This window comes from Janthinobacterium sp. RA13, from assembly GCF_000745325.1.
GTDB lineage: Bacteria > Pseudomonadota > Gammaproteobacteria > Burkholderiales > Burkholderiaceae_D > Janthinobacterium > Janthinobacterium rivuli.
Map to the genome: position 1 here is coordinate 6,144,609 of NZ_JQNP01000001.1, position 18,188 is coordinate 6,162,796.

The 18,188-nt window shown below is 62.9% G+C and carries 18 protein-coding genes; 11 read left to right on the forward strand and 7 right to left on the reverse strand.

Going from position 1 to position 18,188, the window contains the following annotated elements; genetic code table 11:
- Positions 1-60: 60 nt before the first annotated feature.
- A complete protein-coding gene (gene nhaR, locus FG13_RS27305) occupies positions 61-960 on the reverse strand; it encodes a transcriptional activator NhaR (RefSeq protein ID WP_035826183.1) in 900 nt (299 codons plus the stop codon).
- Positions 961-1,119: 159 nt separating this feature from the next.
- Between nhaR and FG13_RS27310 the strand changes: the two genes are divergently transcribed.
- Complete coding sequence (locus FG13_RS27310; RefSeq protein WP_035826186.1) at positions 1,120-2,082, forward strand: TerC family protein; 963 nt, start codon at positions 1,120-1,122, stop codon at positions 2,080-2,082.
- 69 nt (positions 2,083-2,151) lie between these two features.
- Entirely contained in the window at positions 2,152-2,553 is a 402-nt protein-coding gene (locus tag FG13_RS27315) for a tellurite resistance TerB family protein (protein WP_035826189.1), read from the forward strand.
- 6 nt (positions 2,554-2,559) lie between these two features.
- Here the strand turns inward: FG13_RS27315 and FG13_RS27320 are convergent, their stop codons facing one another.
- Both FG13_RS27320 and FG13_RS27325 read right to left on the reverse strand, forming a co-directional pair.
- Complete coding sequence (locus FG13_RS27320; protein WP_035826192.1) at positions 2,560-2,913, reverse strand: YnfA family protein; 354 nt, start codon at positions 2,911-2,913, stop codon at positions 2,560-2,562.
- Positions 2,910-4,151 (reverse strand): sugar diacid recognition domain-containing protein, encoded by a 1,242-nt coding sequence (locus tag FG13_RS27325; RefSeq protein ID WP_235211816.1) that lies wholly within the window; start codon positions 4,149-4,151, stop codon positions 2,910-2,912. Before FG13_RS27325 ends, FG13_RS27320 begins: the two co-directional genes overlap by 4 nt.
- Before the next feature lie 113 nt (positions 4,152-4,264).
- Here FG13_RS27325 and FG13_RS27330 point away from each other — a divergent pair, with 113 nt between their 5' ends.
- Positions 4,265-5,596, forward strand: coding sequence for an MFS transporter (locus FG13_RS27330; RefSeq protein WP_035826195.1), 1,332 nt, complete (start codon positions 4,265-4,267; stop codon positions 5,594-5,596).
- A gap of 32 nt (positions 5,597-5,628) precedes the next feature.
- Positions 5,629-6,897, forward strand: a complete 1,269-nt coding sequence (locus FG13_RS27335; protein ID WP_035828875.1) for a glycerate kinase type-2 family protein — start codon at positions 5,629-5,631, stop codon at positions 6,895-6,897.
- On the opposite strand, the gene FG13_RS27340 is transcribed toward FG13_RS27335, so the two are convergent.
- Positions 6,898-7,914 (reverse strand): zinc-binding alcohol dehydrogenase family protein, encoded by a 1,017-nt coding sequence (locus FG13_RS27340; protein WP_035826197.1) that lies wholly within the window; start codon positions 7,912-7,914, stop codon positions 6,898-6,900.
- A gap of 95 nt (positions 7,915-8,009) precedes the next feature.
- On the opposite strand from FG13_RS27340, the gene FG13_RS27345 reads away from it, so the two are divergent.
- Positions 8,010-8,924: a LysR family transcriptional regulator gene (locus tag FG13_RS27345; protein WP_035826199.1), complete on the forward strand. Its 915-nt coding sequence runs from the start codon at positions 8,010-8,012 to the stop codon at positions 8,922-8,924.
- 42 nt (positions 8,925-8,966) lie between these two features.
- Here FG13_RS27345 and FG13_RS27350 read toward each other — a convergent pair whose 3' ends face one another.
- A complete protein-coding gene (locus tag FG13_RS27350; protein WP_035826201.1) occupies positions 8,967-9,344 on the reverse strand; it encodes a cytochrome c in 378 nt (125 codons plus the stop codon).
- Positions 9,345-9,596: 252 nt separating this feature from the next.
- Between FG13_RS27350 and FG13_RS27355 the strand changes: the two genes are divergently transcribed.
- From FG13_RS27355 to FG13_RS27365, 3 genes are all read left to right on the forward strand, one after another.
- Positions 9,597-11,156: a DUF1800 domain-containing protein gene (locus tag FG13_RS27355; RefSeq protein WP_035826204.1), complete on the forward strand. Its 1,560-nt coding sequence runs from the start codon at positions 9,597-9,599 to the stop codon at positions 11,154-11,156.
- Positions 11,157-11,177: 21 nt separating this feature from the next.
- On the forward strand, positions 11,178-12,362 hold the full coding sequence (locus tag FG13_RS27360; RefSeq protein WP_035826206.1) for a DUF1501 domain-containing protein: 1,185 nt from the start codon (positions 11,178-11,180) through the stop codon (positions 12,360-12,362).
- A gap of 242 nt (positions 12,363-12,604) precedes the next feature.
- Positions 12,605-13,705: an AI-2E family transporter gene (locus tag FG13_RS27365; RefSeq protein ID WP_035826209.1), complete on the forward strand. Its 1,101-nt coding sequence runs from the start codon at positions 12,605-12,607 to the stop codon at positions 13,703-13,705.
- Between the two features lie 92 nt (positions 13,706-13,797).
- On the opposite strand, the gene FG13_RS27370 is transcribed toward FG13_RS27365, so the two are convergent.
- Entirely contained in the window at positions 13,798-14,022 is a 225-nt protein-coding gene (locus FG13_RS27370) for a hypothetical protein (protein ID WP_010396348.1), read from the reverse strand.
- Positions 14,023-14,163: 141 nt separating this feature from the next.
- Between FG13_RS27370 and FG13_RS27375 the strand changes: the two genes are divergently transcribed.
- From FG13_RS27375 to FG13_RS27385, 3 genes are read left to right on the forward strand one after another with little or no spacing between them, the layout of a single operon-like run.
- The gene (locus tag FG13_RS27375; RefSeq protein WP_235211817.1) at positions 14,164-14,922 is read left to right on the forward strand and encodes a phosphatase PAP2 family protein; all 759 of its coding nucleotides are present in this window, start codon (positions 14,164-14,166) and stop codon (positions 14,920-14,922) included.
- A 12-nt stretch (positions 14,923-14,934) separates the two neighbouring features.
- Positions 14,935-15,843: a diacylglycerol/lipid kinase family protein gene (locus FG13_RS27380; protein WP_152598877.1), complete on the forward strand. Its 909-nt coding sequence runs from the start codon at positions 14,935-14,937 to the stop codon at positions 15,841-15,843.
- A 4-nt stretch (positions 15,844-15,847) separates the two neighbouring features.
- Positions 15,848-16,666 (forward strand): metallophosphoesterase family protein, encoded by an 819-nt coding sequence (locus tag FG13_RS27385; RefSeq protein WP_035826214.1) that lies wholly within the window; start codon positions 15,848-15,850, stop codon positions 16,664-16,666.
- 139 nt (positions 16,667-16,805) lie between these two features.
- Here the strand turns inward: FG13_RS27385 and cls are convergent, their stop codons facing one another.
- A complete protein-coding gene (gene cls, locus FG13_RS27390; RefSeq protein WP_423221831.1) occupies positions 16,806-18,182 on the reverse strand; it encodes a cardiolipin synthase in 1,377 nt (458 codons plus the stop codon).
- Between the last annotated feature and the right edge of the window lie 6 nt (positions 18,183-18,188).

The window sequence follows — 18,188 nt, forward strand, 5'->3', positions numbered from 1 at the left end:
ACTTGCCATTATATAGATGTATTTGCTCAAATGTATTTATGGCTTGCGGTTTTGCGGCTGTTACACAAACAGCTCATGCCGCGCGCTCTGGCTGATGGCGATGGTGGCCGGGTGGCTCAAACGCCGTTCCGTGGTGATCGCGTAGACTTGCTCGACGAGGCTGTCGACCCGACCCAGCGCCACCACGGCGTATTGCTCGCACACCTGGGGCGCGATGACGGTGGGGGCGAAGAACAGGCCGGCGCCGGACTGGCCGAACGCTTTCATCATGGCGCTGTCGTCGAACTCGCCAACGATGCGCGGGTGCAGATTGTTGTCGCCCAGCCATTGCAGCAAGCGCCCGTAAATGGCGAAGTCTTCGCCGGGCAGCAGCAGCGGCGCGCCGTCCAGGCACTGCGGAAAGTCCCCCGTCAGGGTGGCGGCCAGGGCTTGTGTGCCGAACAGGGTCATGCCGCTTTCACCGAGCAAATGGTTAAAGCCGCGCACGCTCAAGTGGGCCGGCATGGGGCGGTCCGCCATGATCAGGTCGAGCCGGTGCACGGCCAGGTCCGCCAGCAGGCTGGCCAGCCTGCCTTCGCGGCAAATGATGCGCAGCGGCTCGGCCAGTCCCAGCGCCGGCGCGACGAGGCGGCAGGCGATCAGTTTCGACACGGAATCGGCGCAGCCCACGCGGAAGGTCGTCGTCGTGGTGCGTGACTGGTCGCGCACGATTTCCAGCAATTCATCGCCCGTGCTGAAAATGCTTTCGGCATGGCTGAGGATGCGCCGGCCCGTGTCCGTCAATTCCAGCTGGCGCCCGCTGCGGCGGAACAGTTCCACGCCCAGGGTGTCGGCAAACTCGCTGAGTTGCCCGGAAATCGATTGCGGCGTCAGGTGCAGCTGTTCGGCCGCGCGCGCGATGCTGCCCGTCTTGGCCACCATCCAGAAATAGCGCAAGTGTTTGAAGTTGAGTGTCGACATGGGCTTTTCCGATAGATTAATTCATCGAATTTTTCGATGTATTCGTAAATTATATTCGATTTGTTCGATGTTTATATTCGGACTATGATGGCTGCTCAATTCATGCAAGGAGAGTGTCATGGACTTCAGGATACAAACAGACAGTTGCGGAGGCCGCCGATGAACGGCCTGGAAAGTATTGCTACGGCACCCATGTGGGCCGGCTTCATCGCCTTTGTTCTGGTGATGCTGGCGCTGGACTTGTTCGTCTTCGGCGGCAACAAAGCGCACAAGGTCAGCGTCAAGGAAGCGGCCACGTGGTCGCTCGTGTGGGTCAGCCTGGCCCTGCTGTTCAACGGCGGCCTGTGGTGGTATCTGAACGGCACAGCCGGTCCCGAGATCGCCAACCAGAAGGCGCTGGAATTTTTCTCCGGCTACCTGATCGAGAAAGCCCTGTCGGTCGATAACGTGTTCGTCTTTCTGCTGATCTTCAGCGCCTTCCAGGTGCCGATCCAGTACCAGCGCCGCGTGTTGATTTATGGCGTGCTGGGCGCGATTGTCATGCGCGCCGTGATGATCATGGCCGGTGCGTGGGTGGTGAGCGAGTTCAGCTGGGTGTTGTACCTGTTCGGCGCCTTCCTGTTGATTACCGGCATGCGCATGCTGGTGGCGGCCGACGCGGAGCCGGACGTGGCGAACAACCCGGTGCTGCGTTTTGCCCGCCGCCACTTGCGGGTGGCCGACGGCGACCACGGTGAGCGTTTCTTCGTGGCAAAGGGCGGCTTGCGCTATGTCACGCCGCTGTTCCTGGTGCTGATCCTGATCGAGGTGACGGATCTGGTGTTTGCGGTGGACTCGATCCCGGCGATTTTCGCCATCACGACGGACCCGTTCATCGTCTTCACGTCGAACCTGTTCGCCATCATGGGATTGCGCGCCCTGTATTTCCTGCTGGTGGACGTGGCTGACCGTTTCCACATGCTCAAGTATGGCCTGGCGATGGTGCTGGTGTTCATCGGCGCCAAGATGCTGATCATGCCGTGGTACCACGTGCCGGTGGAAGCATCGTTGCTGGTAGTGGCAGTGCTGATCGTGTCGAGTTGCGTGGCGAGCGTGTTCATCACCCGTAGCGACAAGAAGTAAATGCGGTACGGCGCGCCCCGCCTGGCGGTGGTGCGCCTTTTAATTGACTAATAGAAAGAGTAGAAAATCATGCGTACGTATGAAGTAAATAGTCCCCAGGCAGCGGGACGTATTTTGGCCCTGATGATGGTGGTCGATGGCAACCTGGCCAGCGCCGAGCTGCAAGCGATGCACCGCAGCAAGATCCTCGAACATATCGACCTGGAACCGGCCGCTTTCCAGCAACTGCTGCAAGACTTGTGCGACGACATGCTGACCTCGACCGTGCATGGCGCCGTCCAGCTGGCCAATGGCGTGATCGACAGCCTGCTCGACGAAATCGCCGACCCGGACTTGCGCCGCAAGCTGCTGCAAGCCATGTGGAAAATCGCCGACGCGGACGACTGGCTGGCCGATGGCGAAGCCGTGTTGCTGGCCCGCGCCAGCGCGGCATGGTCGGCGGAAACGAATTTCCGCATGCACGCCGCCTGAGGCACATCAAGCCGTCTTGTGCCCCATGGCAATGACGGCGGCGCCGGCCAGGGCCATGCCCACGCCGGCGATGTCGGTCCAGGCCGGCGTGACGCCGTCCACCAGCCACAGCCATCCCAGCGCCGTGGCGATATAGATGGCGCCATATGTGGCATACACCCGGCCGCTGGCGGCAGGATGCAAGGTCAGCAGCCACACGAAGGCCAGCAAGCTGATGGCGGCCGGCAACAGCAGCCAGGCGCTGCCCTTGTTGCTCAGCCACAGCATGGGCAGGTAGCAGCCCAGCAGTTCGGCCACGGCCGTGACGGTAAACAGCCCGAAGGTGCGGGCCAGTCCTGTCCACTCAATGGCGTCGTTCATTGCATTCCTGTTTTTTCAGTCGAGCCGCCATTGTAGACGGGCGCACCTTCATTGAGCTGCAGGGCAACATACAGCAGCAAACGGTCATCCGTCTCATCCAGGTCCAGCCCCGTCAGTTCGGCGATCTTTTGCAGCCGGTAATCGAGCGTGTTGCGGTGGATGTGCAGGGCCCTGGCCGTGGCCATCGGGTGGCTGTGGTGGCGGAACCAGGCGGCCAGGGTGCGCATCAGGGTGCCCGACTTGCGGTCGTGCGCCTGCAGGCGCGCCAGGGTCTGGCGCAATTGCTCCGCCTGCCAACCGGCTTGCAGGCCGGACAGCAGCACGGGCAGGCTCAGTTCCAGATAGGAAAAAGTAGCTTGCCCGGCATCGCGGGCGCGCCCCACGCGCGCCGTCTGCTTCGCCGATTCATACGAGGCCGTCGCGCCATCGAGGCCTGGCAAGGCCACGCCCATGGACAGGGTGGCGCTCGGCGTGAGCGCCTGCTGCGCCACCTGGTGCAGTTCGAGCAGGCGCTGCCTGGCTTGCGCCGCGCGCGCCTGCTGCGGGCCGCTGGCGGGAAAGGCGTCGAGCAATACCAGTTCGCCCGGCGAGACGACGGCCATCAGCAGGGACGGCCAGCGGGCCGACAGGTCGGACTGCACTTGCTGCAGCTGCGTCAGCACCTGGTCGAGCCGCTCGCCCGGGCCGTCTCCCGCAGCGGGTATTTCCAGCACGAACATGGCGCGCGGCACGCGCAGGTCGACCGCCAGGCGCGCCGCCCACGCCTGCATGCTGGCGTCCGAAATGCCGGTGCGGTAGACGAGCTGGAACACGAATTCCTCGCGGTAGCGTTTTTCGTGCTGCAACTCGCTGACCAGCCGCGCCTGCTCCAGCATCATTTCCGCCATGGCGCGCACCAGTTCGCCGAACTGGCGCACGGCGTCCGGTTCGCCCGTCAGGCCCAGCACGCCGCAAATCTCGCCGCGCACCGTCAGGGGCAGGTTGATGCCGGCCCGCGTGCCGGGCAGCCGGGCCATGTCGGCCGCGCCGATTTCCACGCTGGCGCGCCGGGCCAGCGCCAGTTGCGCACCCGGATGCAGGTCGCCCACGCGCTGCGGGTCGCCGCTGGCCAGGATCACGCCGCGCGCATCGATGACGTTCACGCTGAAGGGAATGATGTGCATGGTGCGCCGCACGATGTCTTGCGCCAGGGGAAGGTCGATGTTCGGCATGGGGTGGTCCGTTTTGTGCATTTGCATGAAATCATTCGATTGGATGCCAAGTTTCTTAGGGCATCCGCACGATGACTGTTTCTGCCGTCGATTGTACGATGGGCTGGTCGCATCCCATAAAAAATAGTCAGGAGACACCCATGACCACCCAACCAGGCGCCAGCCTGTCCGCCGGCGCGTCCGCGCAGGATCGCGTGCGCGAAGGCGCCTACCGCAAGGTCACCTTGCATCTGATTCCCTTCATCTTCATCTGCTACCTGTTCAATTACCTGGATCGGGTGAATGTCGGCTTTGCCAAGCTGCAAATGCTCGATGCGCTGCAATGGAGCGAGAGCGTGTACGGCCTGGGCGCCGGCATTTTCTTCATCGGCTACGTGGCCAGCGGCGTGCCCAGCAATCTGCTGCTGCACCGCCTGGGCGCGCGCAAGGTCATCGGCACCCTGATGATTGCCTGGGGCATCGCCTCGGCCTGCCTGATGTTCGTCACCACGCCGGCCGCGTTCTATTCGCTGCGCTTCATCACGGGCGTGTTCGAGGCGGGTTTCTTCCCCGGCATTGTGCTGTACTTTACGAACTGGTATCCCGCTTCGCGCCGGGGCCGCATCATGGGTCTGTTCATGTCGGCCATTCCCATTTCCGGCTTGCTGGGCAGCCCCTTGTCGGGCTGGATGATGCAATCGTTCGCGGGCCATGGCGGCCTGGCCGGCTGGCAATGGATGTTCCTGCTGCAAGGTATACCCACCGTGTTGCTGGGCTTTCTCGTGTATGTGCTGCTCAATGACGGCATCGCCCAGGCGAAGTGGCTCAATGCCGAAGAAAAGCAGCTGCTGCGCGCCGACCTCGACGAGGACGAACGCCAGCGCCGCAACAGCGCGAATACGGCCGACACCTTTGCCAGCGTGTTGCGCAACAAGCACGTATGGATGCTGGGCCTCGTGTATTTCTGCATCCAGATGGGCGTGTACGCGATCAACTTCTGGCTGCCCACCATCGTCAAGTCGCTGGGTTTCGCCAGCCCCGTCGCCGTGGGCTGGATTAGCGCCATTCCCTACCTGTGCGCCAGCATCTTCATGATCTGGGTGGGCCGTTCGGCCGACAAGCACAAGGAACGCCGCTGGCATTTGAGCGGCCCCCTGCTGATGGCGCTGTGCGGCTTGCTGCTGGCCACCCAGGCGCACGGCAACGTGGTCATTGCCCTGATCGGCCTGTCGCTGGCGACCATGGGCGCGCTGTCCGGCCTGCCCATGTTCTGGCCTTTGCCGACGGCGTTTCTCGGCAGCGCGGCGGCGGCCGGCGGCCTGGCGCTGATCAATTCGCTTGGCCAGGTGGCGGGCTTCGTCAGCCCCTTCCTCGTCGGCTGGATCAAGGATGCGACGGGCGGCACCGACGTGGCCCTGTATATTCTTTCCGCAGTCATGCTGCTGGGCGCCATACTGGTGCTGCGCGTTCCCGCGCGCATCGTGAACCGTTGAACGAAGCTGCCATCGAACCGGAGGAATTGACCATGACGACGACCCCACCTCCGCGCGCCTTGCTGCAAGCCATGTTCCAGGCCGCCATCGCAGCGGCCCAGCCATCGCACTGCATCCCGCCCCATCTGCCGCCAGCGCCCAAGGGCCGGCTGATCGTCATCGGCGCCGGCAAGGCGTCGGCCGCCATGGCGCAAGCCGTGGAACAGCACTGGCCGGGGCCGCTGTCGGGATTGGTGGTCACGCGCTACGGCTATGCCGTGCCGTGCGAGCGCATCGAGATCGTCGAAGCGTCGCACCCCGTTCCCGACCAGGCCGGCATGGACGCGGCGCGGCGCATGCTCGAGCTGGTCGGCAATTTGCAAGCCGACGATACGGTGCTGTGTCTGATTTCGGGCGGGGGCTCGTCGCTGCTGGCCTTGCCCCTGGACGGCATTACTTTGGCCGACAAGCAGGCATTGAACCGCGCATTGCTGGCGTCGGGCGCCAGCATCGGCGAAATGAATTGCGTGCGCCGGCATTTGTCCGCCATCAAGGGGGGCAGGCTGGCGGCAGCCTGCCATCCGGCGCAAGTCATCACTTTGGCCATTTCCGACGTGCCTGGCGACAAGCTGGGCGACATCGCTTCCGGCCCCACGGTAGGCGACGCGACGACGTGCGAGGACGCGCTGGCCATCGTGCGCCGCTATGGCATGGACTTGCCGGACAGCATACGAAAGACCTTGGAAAGCGGGCGCGGCGAATCCGTGAAACCCGATGACCCGCGCCTGGCGCGCACGCGCACGACCCTGATCGCCACGCCGCAGATGGCGCTGGAAGCGGCCGCAGCGGTGGCGCGCGCGGCCGGCGTCACGCCATATATATTAGGCGACAGCCTGGAGGGCGAGGCGCGCGACGTGGGCAAGGTGATGGCCGGCATCGCGCTGCAAACGGCCTTGCGGGGCCAGCCGTTTCCCGCCCCGTGCGTGCTGCTGTCGGGCGGCGAAACGACGGTCACCGTGCGCGGCAATGGCCGCGGCGGGCGCAACGTGGAATTCCTGCTGGCGCTGGGCATCGCGCTCGATGGCCACGCGGGCATCCACGCGCTGGCCGGCGACACGGATGGCGTCGATGGCCAGGAAGACATCGCCGGCGCGGTGCTGGCGCCCGATACCCTGCAACGGGCCTGGGCGCTGGGCATCAAACCCCGCGACAGCCTCGACAACAACGATGGCCACGGCTTCTTCCAGGCGCTGGGAGACGCCGTGATCACGGGCCCGACATTGACCAACGTCAATGATTTCCGGGCCATATTGGTTACCTGATTACTGGAAATTTTCCAGCACGATCTTGCCTTTTGCCGCGTTGCTTTCCAACAGGGCATGCGCGCGTTTCAGATTCGCCGCATTGATCGTGCCGAAGCGCTCGGCCAGGGTGGTCTTGATGACACCCGCATCCACCAGCTGCGCCAATTCATCGAGCAATTCATGCTGCTTGACCATGTCGGCCGTCTGGAACAGCGAACGGGTAAACATCAGTTCCCAGTGCAGCGACACGCTCTTGCCCTTGAACTTGCGCACGTCGATGTGCTCGGGATCGTCGATCAGGGCGAACTTGCCCTGCGGCGCGATCAGTTCGACGATTTGCTCGAAATGCTTGTCGGTCTGGTTCAGGCTGATCACATAATCGACGGGCGGCAAACCCAGGCGCGTGATTTCCTGTGCCAGCGGCAGGCTGTGGTCGATTACGTGGTGGGCGCCCAGTTCCTTCACCCAGTCGGCCGTTTCCGCGCGCGACGCCGTGCCGATGATGGTGACACCTGTCAATTGCCGGGCCAGTTGCACGAGCACGGAACCGACGCCGCCTGCCGCGCCGATCACGAGCAGGGACTTGCCCGTCAGGCTCTTGTCGCGGCTAATTTGCAGGCGGTCGAACAGCAATTCCCAGGCCGTGATCGCCGTGAGCGGCAGGGCGGCGGCCGGCGCAAAGTCCAGGCTGGCCGGCATGTGGCCGACGATGCGCTCGTCGACCAGCTGGAATTCGCTATTGCTGCCGGGGCGGTTGATGGCGCCCGCGTACCAGACTTTATCTCCCACCTGGAACAGGGTCACATCGGGGCCGACGGCCGTGACGACGCCGGCCGCATCCCAGCCCAGCACTTCCGGCTGGCCCTCTTTCGGCGCGCGGTTCTTGCGCACCTTGGTGTCGACGGGATTGACGGAGATGGCCTTGACGGCGACGAGCAGGTCGCGTCCCGTGGCGACGGGTACGGGCAGCTCGATGTCAAGCAGGGCGTTGGCATCCGTGATGGGCAGGCTGTGATGGTAGGCGATGGCTTTCATGTTCTTCCTCGTTGAGTGGATACCGTATGATGGTGGCAATGCCGGCCTGGAAACAGGGGGCGCGTACCGAAACACTTTCAAAGGAATGCTGAAAATTGCTGCGACTCGATGACTTGCAGGTATTTGTGCGCACGGCCGACCGGGGCAGTTTGTCGGCGGCCGCGCGCGAGCTCGGCATTTCGCCCGCGCTGGCCAGCGCCGCCGTCAAGCGTCTGGAAGGGGAACTGGGCTTGCGCCTGCTGGCCCGCACGACCCGTTCGCTGAGCCTGACGCCGGAAGGCACGCAATACCTGGAACACGCGCGCGAAGCCTTGCGCCTGCTGCGCGCAGGCCACGATGCGCTGCTGGCGGGCAAGGACAGTTTCGGCGGAACCTTGAAAATTGCCATGCCCTCGGACCTGGGCCGCAACCTGATGCTGGGCTGGCTCGACGAATTCCAGCTGCGCCATCCGAAACTGCACTACCAGCTCAGCGTCAGCGACCGGGTGGCCGACATGGTGCGCCAGCAAGTCGACGTGGCCATCCGCTATGGCCAGCAAGATGATTCGAGCCTGATCGCCATGCCGCTCGCGCCCGCCAACGACCGGGTGCTGGTGGCGGCGCCCGCCTACCTGCGCGAGCATGGGCCGTTGCTGGCGCTGGAAGACTTATCGCAGCGCAATTGCCTGCGCTTCGCCCTGGAAGACGGCTTGCACGACCGCTGGACCTTTTACCGCCTGCCCCAGCGCGAGCAAGTGACGGTGTCCGTCAGCGGCAACCGCAGCGCCGACGATGCCGACCTGGTGCGCCGCTGGGCCGTGGCGGGGTTGGGCATCGCTTACAAATCGCGGCTCGACGTGGCTGGCGACCTGGCCGCTGGCCGTTTGCAAGCGCTGTTGCCCGAGGTGGCGGGCGAAGCGACGCCCTTGCACCTGGTCTGCACGCACCGGGCGCAGGTGACGCCGCTGGTGCTGCAGCTGCGCGATTTCCTGCGCGATCAATGCGCGCAGCTATTGAAGCAGCATGATTGACCGTGGATGCTTCCTTCGCTGGGTGCCCGCCGCAGCTATCCATCATCGATTTTTTAAAATCACCTCACTCATGTATTGATTCAAATCGCGAAAATCCTTTACCCGCCAGGCATATGGCGCGATCTTGACGCCATTCTCTTTCAAGGTCTTTGGAATCAAATCGCCATTCGGACGCAGTATGACCGACGATACAATCACGCCCGGATAATCCTTCAGGCGTTTTTTGAATGCGGCGCTTGTCAGATCCGGTGTGGGAGGCGTGCTTTTATTCGCCAATGGCCCGTTGCCCTTGATCTCCGCGCCATGGCACACGGCACATCGCTGCACATACAGCGTTTTCCCATTCAGATTCTCCGCCAAGGCTGACGGCGTTTGAATCAGCGATAACATTCCTAATGCAGCGATAAATAATATTTTCATTTCTTTTAAATGTGGACGTATTGTATGGATAATGTCTGGGTCGAGAGAAAATACGCAACTGCCCTTGCAATACGCAATTCTCCCGATAACATTTTATCCGAGATTATTCATCATCATCATATGCCCGTAGCCGTGAGCGCTTGGCTGGCGAACAATCCTGCTTGATTACAACTCGTTGCAAATGGCAATCATGCGCGGGTCAACCTGGGCGTACCCTCAAGCATTCTGCATGAAACCGCTTGAAGGACCGCCATGACCCCGCACCGACTATTGCCGACGACCTTGATTTCCCTGCTCTTGCTGGCCGGCTGCGCCGCGACCGGACCTGCCGTGCAGGCCGATCATCGCGCGCAGACCAGTTCCGCACAAAGCAGTTCCGCACAAGACATCGCCATGCTGGAACGGGTCAGCTGGGGCGTGAACGGGGTCAGCGTGCGCCAGGTGCAGGACAAAGGCTGGAACGCCTGGCTGCAGGCACAGTTGCACCCAGGCAAAGCCAGCTTGCCGCCCGCCGTTCAGGCGCAAATCGACGCCATGACCATCAGCCAGGTGCCGCTGGATCAACTCGTCATGTCGGTGGAGCAAAAGCGCAAGGAGTCGGCCGGCGTGATGGACGACATGGCGAAGCAGCAGGCGCAAAAGGAGTACCAGCAGGAACTGAACCGCCTGGCGCGCGAGGCGGCCACGCGCTCCTTGTTGCTGGACGTGTATTCGCCTAACCAGTTGCAACAGCAACTGAGCTGGTTTTGGCTCAATCATTTCAGCGTGCACCAGGGCAAGCACAACTTGCGCGCCATGGTGGGCGATTACGAGGCGAACGCCATCGCGCCACATGCACTGGGGAAATTCCGGGACTTGCTGGGCGCGACCGTCCACCATCCGGCCATGCTGCGCTACCTGGACAATGAAGCCAATGCCGTCAAGCGCATCAATGAAAACTATGCGCGCGAGCTGATGGAGCTGCATACCCTGGGCGTGAACGGCGGCTATAGCCAAACGGATGTGCAGGAACTGGCGCGCATCCTGACCGGGGTGGGCGTGAACCTGGGAGCGGACACGCCGAAAGTCAAGCCGGCGCTGCAATCGCAATACGTGCGCCGGGGCTTGTTCGAGTTCAACCCGAACCGCCACGACTACGGCGATAAACAATTCCTCGGGAAAACGGTAAAGGGCCGGGGGCTGGCCGAGCTTGATGAAGCGCTGGACCGTTTGAGCCGCAGTCCCGCCACGGCGCACTTTATCAGCGGCAAGCTGGCCCAGTATTTCGTCGGCGACAATCCACCCGCGCCCTTGGTGGCGCGCATGGCGGCCACCTTCCAGCAGAGCGACGGCATGATCGCCGACGTGCTGCAAACCATGTTCAGCAGCGCCGAGTTCAAGCAATCGCTGGGCAAGAAATTCAAGGACCCCATGCATTACGTGGTGTCGGCCGTGCGCCTCAGCTATGACGACAAGCCCATCCTGAACGCGGGCCCCATGCTGAGCTGGCTTTCGCGCATGGGCCAGCCCCTGTACGGACGCCAGACCCCCGATGGCTATCCGCTGACGGACGCCTCCTGGGCCAGCCCAGGGCAGATGACGACGCGTTTCGATATCGCCCGCACCATCGGCTCGGGCAGCGCCGGCCTGTTCAAGACGGAAGGCCCGCAGCCGCAGGAAAAGGTCGCGTTCCCGCAACTGGCCAGCGCCCTGTATTACCAGTCGCTGCAGCCAGGCTTGAGCCCGGCCACGCGCCAGGCCCTGGAGCAGGCCGCCTCGCCGCAGGAGTGGAACACCTTCCTGCTCTCGTCACCAGAAATGATGCACCGCTAAGTTGAAACTGAAGGAATTGCCATGAATCGTCGTGACTTGCTGAAAGCCCTGGCCGCCGCGCCCTTGTTCACTCACGCGGGCAGTCTGCTGGCCGCGCCCGCCACGGATGCGAAGCTGCTGTTCGTCTTCCTGCGCGGCGGCTATGACGCGAACAACCTGCTGGTGCCCGTCGGCAGTGATTTTTACTATGCCTCGCGGCCGAATATCGCCATCGCGAAACCGGGCGAGGACAACGGCGCGCTGGCCTTGAACGCGGACTGGGCACTGCATCCGGCCTTGCGCGAGACCATCTATCCCATGTTCACGGGCGGCGAGGCGGCCTTCATTCCGTTCGCGGGCACGACGGATTTGACGCGCAGCCATTTCGAAACGCAGGACAGTATCGAACTGGGACAGGAGATCGGCGGGCGCCGCGATTTCCGCTCGGGCTTCCTGAACCGGCTGGCGCAAAGCCTCAATAGCAGCAACCACGCCATTTCTTTCACCGACCAGTTGCCCCTGATCTTCCAGGGCGGCGTGCAAGTGCCGAACATGGGGCTGCGCTCCGTGGGCAAGGCAGGCATTGATGCGCGTCAAAGCCAGGTCATCGCCGCCATGTACAAGGGCACGCCCCTGCAGCAACCGGTCAGCGCGGGCTTTGCCGTGCGCGACGATGTGACGAAGGAATTGACGGGAGAGATGCAGGCGGCCAACCGCAACGCCATCAGTACCAAGGGTTTTGAACTGGAAGCGCAGCGCATCGCCCGCTTGATGAAGGATAAATACAACATTGGTTTCGTCGACGTGGGCGGCTGGGATACGCACGTGGGGCAGGGCGGCGCCAGCGGCTACCTGGCGGGGCGCTTCGAGGAGCTGGGGCGGGGCCTGGCCGCGTTTTCGCAGGAAATGGGCAGCGCCTGGCGCCATACCGTGGTGGTGGTGGTCAGCGAATTTGGCCGCACCTTCCGCGAAAACGGCAACCGGGGCACGGATCACGGCCACGGCAGCGTGTTCTGGGTGCTGGGCGGCGGGATCAAAGGCAAGCAGGTGGCGGGCGAGCAGGTGGCGATTTCGCAGGCGACGCTGTTCCAGAACCGCGACATGCCCGTGCTGAATGAATACCGGGCCGTGCTGGGCGGCTTGCTGCGCCGCACCTTCGGCTTGACCCCGGCGCAGCTCGACCATGTGTTTGCCGGCGTGAAACCGGTAGAGCTGGGGCTCGTGTAAATCGGAATGCCACCGTGTTACGCTACGCCTGCGCAACTGGCGCGTAGCCTAGCACCTATTAAAACCTACTGTGCGTCGTAATTTGCGGCCTGCGATGCTCACTGCCTCGGCGGCCCCGTACTTCGTACAGTTGCGCTTCTCAGGCCAACGGGGGCGCCGAGCTTTCCTTCCGCTCGCTACGGTTTTGTTAGGCGCTATAAGCCTGCACACCTTTACAGTGTGCGGGGCACGAATGGAGTAGCATGACCGATACCCAGCGCGACATTGTCAGCGCAGGCTTTTCCCTGGCCTTGATCGCCGTGACGGCCTTCGTCATGCAGCGTTTCTTTTTGCCGCTCGTGTGGGCCGGCATCCTGTGCGTGGCCACCTGGCCACTGTACCTGCGCGTGCGCGCGGCGCTGGGGCAGCGCACCATCGTCGCGGCAGCCGTGCTGACCCTGGCGTTTGCCTGCATCTTCATCATACCCGTGCTGTCCGGCGTGGCGCAGGCGGCGCGCGAAGTGCCCGTGCTGGCCGATTTCATCGTGCATGCGAATGCCGACGGCTTGCCCGTGCCGCACTGGGTGGCGCATATTCCCCTGGCCGGCAGCGCCATCGGCGACTGGTGGCTGGCCACTCTGAGCCAGCCTCACGGCCTCGGCCACTTCTTTGCGGGCAGCGCCGTGGGCGGCTTTCATTCCGCGCGCGACATGCTCAAGGTGCTGGGCGCGGACGTGTTCCACCGCCTGGTCGACTTTGGTTTGGCCTTCTTGTGCCTGTTTTTCTTTTACAAGGATGGCGAAGCGCTGACGCGCCAGATCACGGCTGTCGGCAGCCATTTCCTGCGCCCCGAACGGTGGGGCCGCTATGCGCAAAAGATTCCGACCGCCATCCGCGCCACCGTCAACGGCCTGGTGCTGGTGGGCCTGGCTGAAGGCGTGCTGATCGGCATCGCCTACGCCATCGCCGGCTTGCCGTCACCGGCCCTGTGGGCTTTTGCCACGGGCATCCTGGCCATCATCCCGTTCGGCGCGCCGCTCGCTTACCTGTGCGCGGCCGCCTTGCTGGTCTTCCAGGGCAATGTCGGCGCCGCCATCGGCGTAGCCGCGTGGGGCACCATCGTGCTGTTCGTGGCAGACCACTTCGTGCGCCCCGGCATGATCGGCAACGCCACTCGTTTGCCCTTCCTGGCCGTGTTGTTCGGCATTCTGGGCGGCGTGGAAACCCTGGGTCTCGTGGGCCTGTTCATCGGCCCCGTCGTGATGGTGCTGTTCGTGACCTTGTGGTACGAAGCGAATGTCGTTGACAAGGTGCTGCCAGTGCAAACACCTGCCAGCCCGGCCGCGCCGGAACGCACACAGTAGTGAGGGGGCGGCCAGCGTGCCGCTGGCCGGTACTGAGGCGTTCCCGGCGTGGCCGGGCGGAGCACCTGGACCGCTACGCGGTTAAGGTGAACTTAATGCGCTTTAGATAAGATCAACAACCAACGGCGCATCAGCAGCACTTCAACATAGCCCGGCTCGATGCCCGTACCGCACTCGATCAAGGGATTGACGGTGTAGTAGCGCTTGCGGAAGTCGCGGCAGACGAGGATTTCGCGCTTGCCCATGCGGACGAGGAAAGAGCTTGGGGCGTATTCCAGGCCGAACCGTGAGCCAAAACCGCTATTCAATGTTGCCATGACAATTCCTTTGAGGGAGATGTGTTGAACGAGTCATCAGAATAGCATAACTACTGTATGAATACACAGCTACTGTATGAATAAACAGTATTTTTTTACTGGTGTGGTTTTTTTGATCATCACCGGGGACATGAAAGAGAGATGAGTTTGCAAGAGAAAAATGACATGGGCATGACCACGGGCTGGACCACGAAACTGCGCCGCTTCGTCGAGGCGCGCCTGTCGCCCGAAGGCGAGCTGGGCCTGCATATGACGGTGGGCGTGGCGCTGATGCTGGTGGCCATCGTGGTCTTTCACGAGATCGCCGAAGCCGTGATGGGCATGGAGCAGATCACCGTGATCGACTTGCAGGTGGCGCACTGGTTCAATCAGCATGCCGTGCCGTGGATCACCGGTTGCCTGCTGGTCGTCACGCACATGCATGGCGTGATCGGCGCCATCACCCTGGCCCTCTTGCTGGGCTGGTATCTGCACCGCAAGGGCGCCGATTACTGGCTGTTTACCCTGGTCATCACCATGCCGGGCGTCATGTTTTTGAACCTGCTGCTAAAGTACATTTTTGTCCGCGCGCGGCCCAGCTTTGACGAGCCCATCCTGCAGACGGCCTTGAGCACCTACAGCTTTCCGAGTGGCCATACGGCCACCTCGACAGCCCTGTACGGCTTGCTGGCCGCCTACCTGATTTGCCAGACGGCGCCGGGTGCCTGGGGCAAGCGCATCGCCATCGCGCTGGGCGCCTTCCTGATGGCGTCACTCGTGGGTTTCAGCCGCATTTACCTGGGCGCGCATTACCTGAGCGATGTGCTGGCGGCCATGGCGGAAAGCTATGGCTGGCTGGCCATCTGCATCGCCGGCGTGTCGACCCTGCGCCGCCGCCGGCATATCCGGCAAACCAAATAAGGGGAAACGATCCTGAGCAAGATTGCAGTCATCATCAACGGAGGCGCCGGTTGCGGCTATGCGCCGGACTGGGCGCAGCAGCTCGAAGCGAAATTCGCCGCCGTGGGACTCGACGCCGCCATCACCCTGGCGCAAAGCGGCGCCGAGATGATCGCCACGGCCGAACGGGCCCTGCGCGATGGCGCGCCCATCGTCGTGGCCGGCGGCGGCGACGGCACCATCAATGCCGTGGCCTCTGTCGTTGTCGGCAGCGGCACGCCGTTCGGCGTCTTGCCGCTGGGTACCTTGAACCATTTCGCCAAGGATTTGAATATCCCGCTCGAGCTCGATGCGGCGATTGCCAACGTGGCGCAGGGCATGCCGCACCAGGTCGACGTGGGCGAAGTTAATGGCCGTATCTTCCTGAACAATTCCAGCCTGGGCCTGTATCCCGACATCGTGCGCGACCGCGAAAAGCAGCAGCGCCGGCTGGGACGGGGCAAGTGGCTGGCCTTCAGCTGGGCCCTGGTGGCGGCCTTGCGCCGCTATCCCTTCCTCAGCGTGCAACTGACACTCAACGACGCCGTGCATGCGCGGCGCACGCCATTCGTCTTCATCGGTAATAATGAATACCTGATGGAAGGCTTGAATATCGGCGAGCGCGAGCGGCTCGATGGCGGCCAGCTGAGCTTGTACGTGGCGCAGCGTCCGGGCCGATTGGGCTTGCTGAAGCTGGCCTTGCACGCGCTGTTCGGCAAGTTGTCGCAGGCCAAGGATTTTGATGTGCTGACGGCCACCGACCTGGAAATCGCCACGCATCACCGCCGTCTGCGCGTGGCCACCGATGGCGAGGTGACCATCATGAATACGCCGTTGCAGTACCGCATCCGCACGGCCGCGCTGGCAGTGCTCGTGCCGGCGCCGGCACTTTCTGGGGAGTAAGGCCATGCGTACCATCGTGCATTTGTCCGACTTGCATTTTGGCAGGGTTGATGCGGACCTGCTGGCGCCCTTGCGCGCGCTGGTCGAGCGCCTGGAACCGGATGTGGTCGTGGTCTCGGGCGACCTCACGCAGCGCGCCCGCAGCGCCCAGTTCCAGGAAGCGCGGCATTTTCTCGACAGCTTGCCGGGGCCGCAGATCGTGGTGCCGGGCAACCATGACGTGCCCCTGTACAACGTCTTTTCCCGCTTTTTGACACCGCTGGTGAAGTACCGGCGCCACGTGACGGACGATTTGTCGCCCGAATATGTGGACGAGGAAATCGCCGTGCTGGGCATCAATACGGCCCGCTCCCTGACCTTCAAGGATGGCCGCATCAGCCACGAACAGATCGATTTCCTGCGTCAGCGCCTGGGTAGTTTGCCGCCCGGCTTGACGCGCATCATCGTCACGCATCATCCGTTTGACTTGCCGGAAAACTTCGACAAGGATGATCTGGTCGACCGCGCTCCGCAGGCGTTGCAAATGTTTTCCGAATGCGGCGTGGATTTGCTGCTGGCGGGACACTTGCATGCTAGCGTGGCGGGCAACACGGCCGAGCGCTACAAGATCGCTGGCTACGCGGCCCTGATGGTGCAGGCAGGCACGGCCACGTCCACGCGGGGCAGGGGCGAGTCGAACTCGTTTAATGTGCTGCGGGTGGAAAACAGTTGCATCCGGGTCGAGCGCTACAGCTGGAATGAAGACAGCGCCGACTTTGAAAAAGTCAGCACGGAAGCATTCGAGCGCCAGGGCGGCGTGTGGGCCAGCTTGCGGCCGTTGTAGGTTTCCTGTAGGTCGGATTAGCGCGGCGAAGCCGGGCGTAATCCGACAATATTGTTGGCTTTGGTAATGGCTGTGGTGATGTCGGCTTACGCTGCGCTAAGCCGACCTACGCCGACCTGCCGGGGCACACTTCTGTGGCTTATAGCCAGTAGTTCATGAAGCGCGCCGCCCACTCCTTCATGCGGTCCGAGATGGGCCGCGTTTCCCATTTCGCTTTGGTGATTTCTTCCGAGTCGCGCAAGTCTTCCTGGAAGGCGTTTTCCATTTCGCGCCCGAAACTGTCCCCCAGCACGATCACATTCAGTTCGCTGTTGTGCAGGAAGCTGCGCATGTCGATATTCGTCGAGCCGACGGTCGACCAGGCGCCGTCGATGACGGCCGTCTTGGCGTGCAGCACGGCCAGTTTCAAGTGAAAGATGCGGATGCCGCCGGCCAGCAGCTGGTCGTACAGCGCGTGTCCCGCATGGAACACGAGGCCGCTGTCGGACACGCCGGGCAGCACCACGGTCACGTCCACGCCCCGTTTTGCGGCCGCCACCAGTGCGTCGACCGTCTGCTGGTCGGGCACGAAATAGGCGGACGTGATGTGGATGGATTTTTTCGCTTCCTGGATGGCCAGGATATACGCCTTGTAGATTTCAAAGCCGCCGTCCGGCTCGCTGGCCACCACGCGCACCAGCTTGTCGCCCACTTCCGACAGCACGGGGAAATAGTTGGCGTCAGGCAGGTCGGCCTGGTCTTGCTGGGCCCAGGTGCGGATGAACAGCCACTGGAAGGCGGCCACGGCCGGGCCTTCCACTTTCACGTGGGTGTCGCGCCAGCCCACGTCCTTCTTGTCGGTCGCTTTCGATTTCGAGCGGAACAGCGAGCTTTTCGCATAGGTATCGCTGATGTTGATGCCGCCCGTAAACGCCATCTTGCCGTCGACGATCAGCACCTTGCGGTGGTCGCGGTTGTTGATCTTCCAGTCATCGCCCTTGAGCTTGGCCGGATTGACGGGATTGAACGCCACCAGGTGCACGCCGGCCGCGCGCATGCGGTCAAAGAACGCTTGCGGCACGCCGATGGTGCCCACGCTGTCGTAGATGACGTTGACCGTCACGCCCGCTTGCTGCTTTTCGATGAGCATGTCGGCAAATTTCAGACCCAGCGGATCCTGGTCGAAGATATACGTTTCCAGGTTGATGCTGTTCTTTGCTTCGCTGATGGCCTGGAACATGGCGGCCATGGTTTGCGGGCCGTCAAACAGCAGGGTCACTTTGTTGCCCTTGATCAAAGGCACGCCCGTGGCCGCCTCTTCCAGCGCGGCCTGGGCCTTCAGATCCATGCCGGACTTGGCCCAGCGCTTGTTGAGCAGGGCGGCGCGGCTGTTGACGTTCAGCAAGGCGCCCTTGCCCGTGATCACCTGGGGCTTGGCCACCGGCTCCAGGGTGGTATTGAGATTCTTGACATCGGGCAGCGAGGCGCATGCAGCCAGGGTCCAGCACAGCAGTAGGGCGGTGAGGCAGGGTTGCATGCGCCT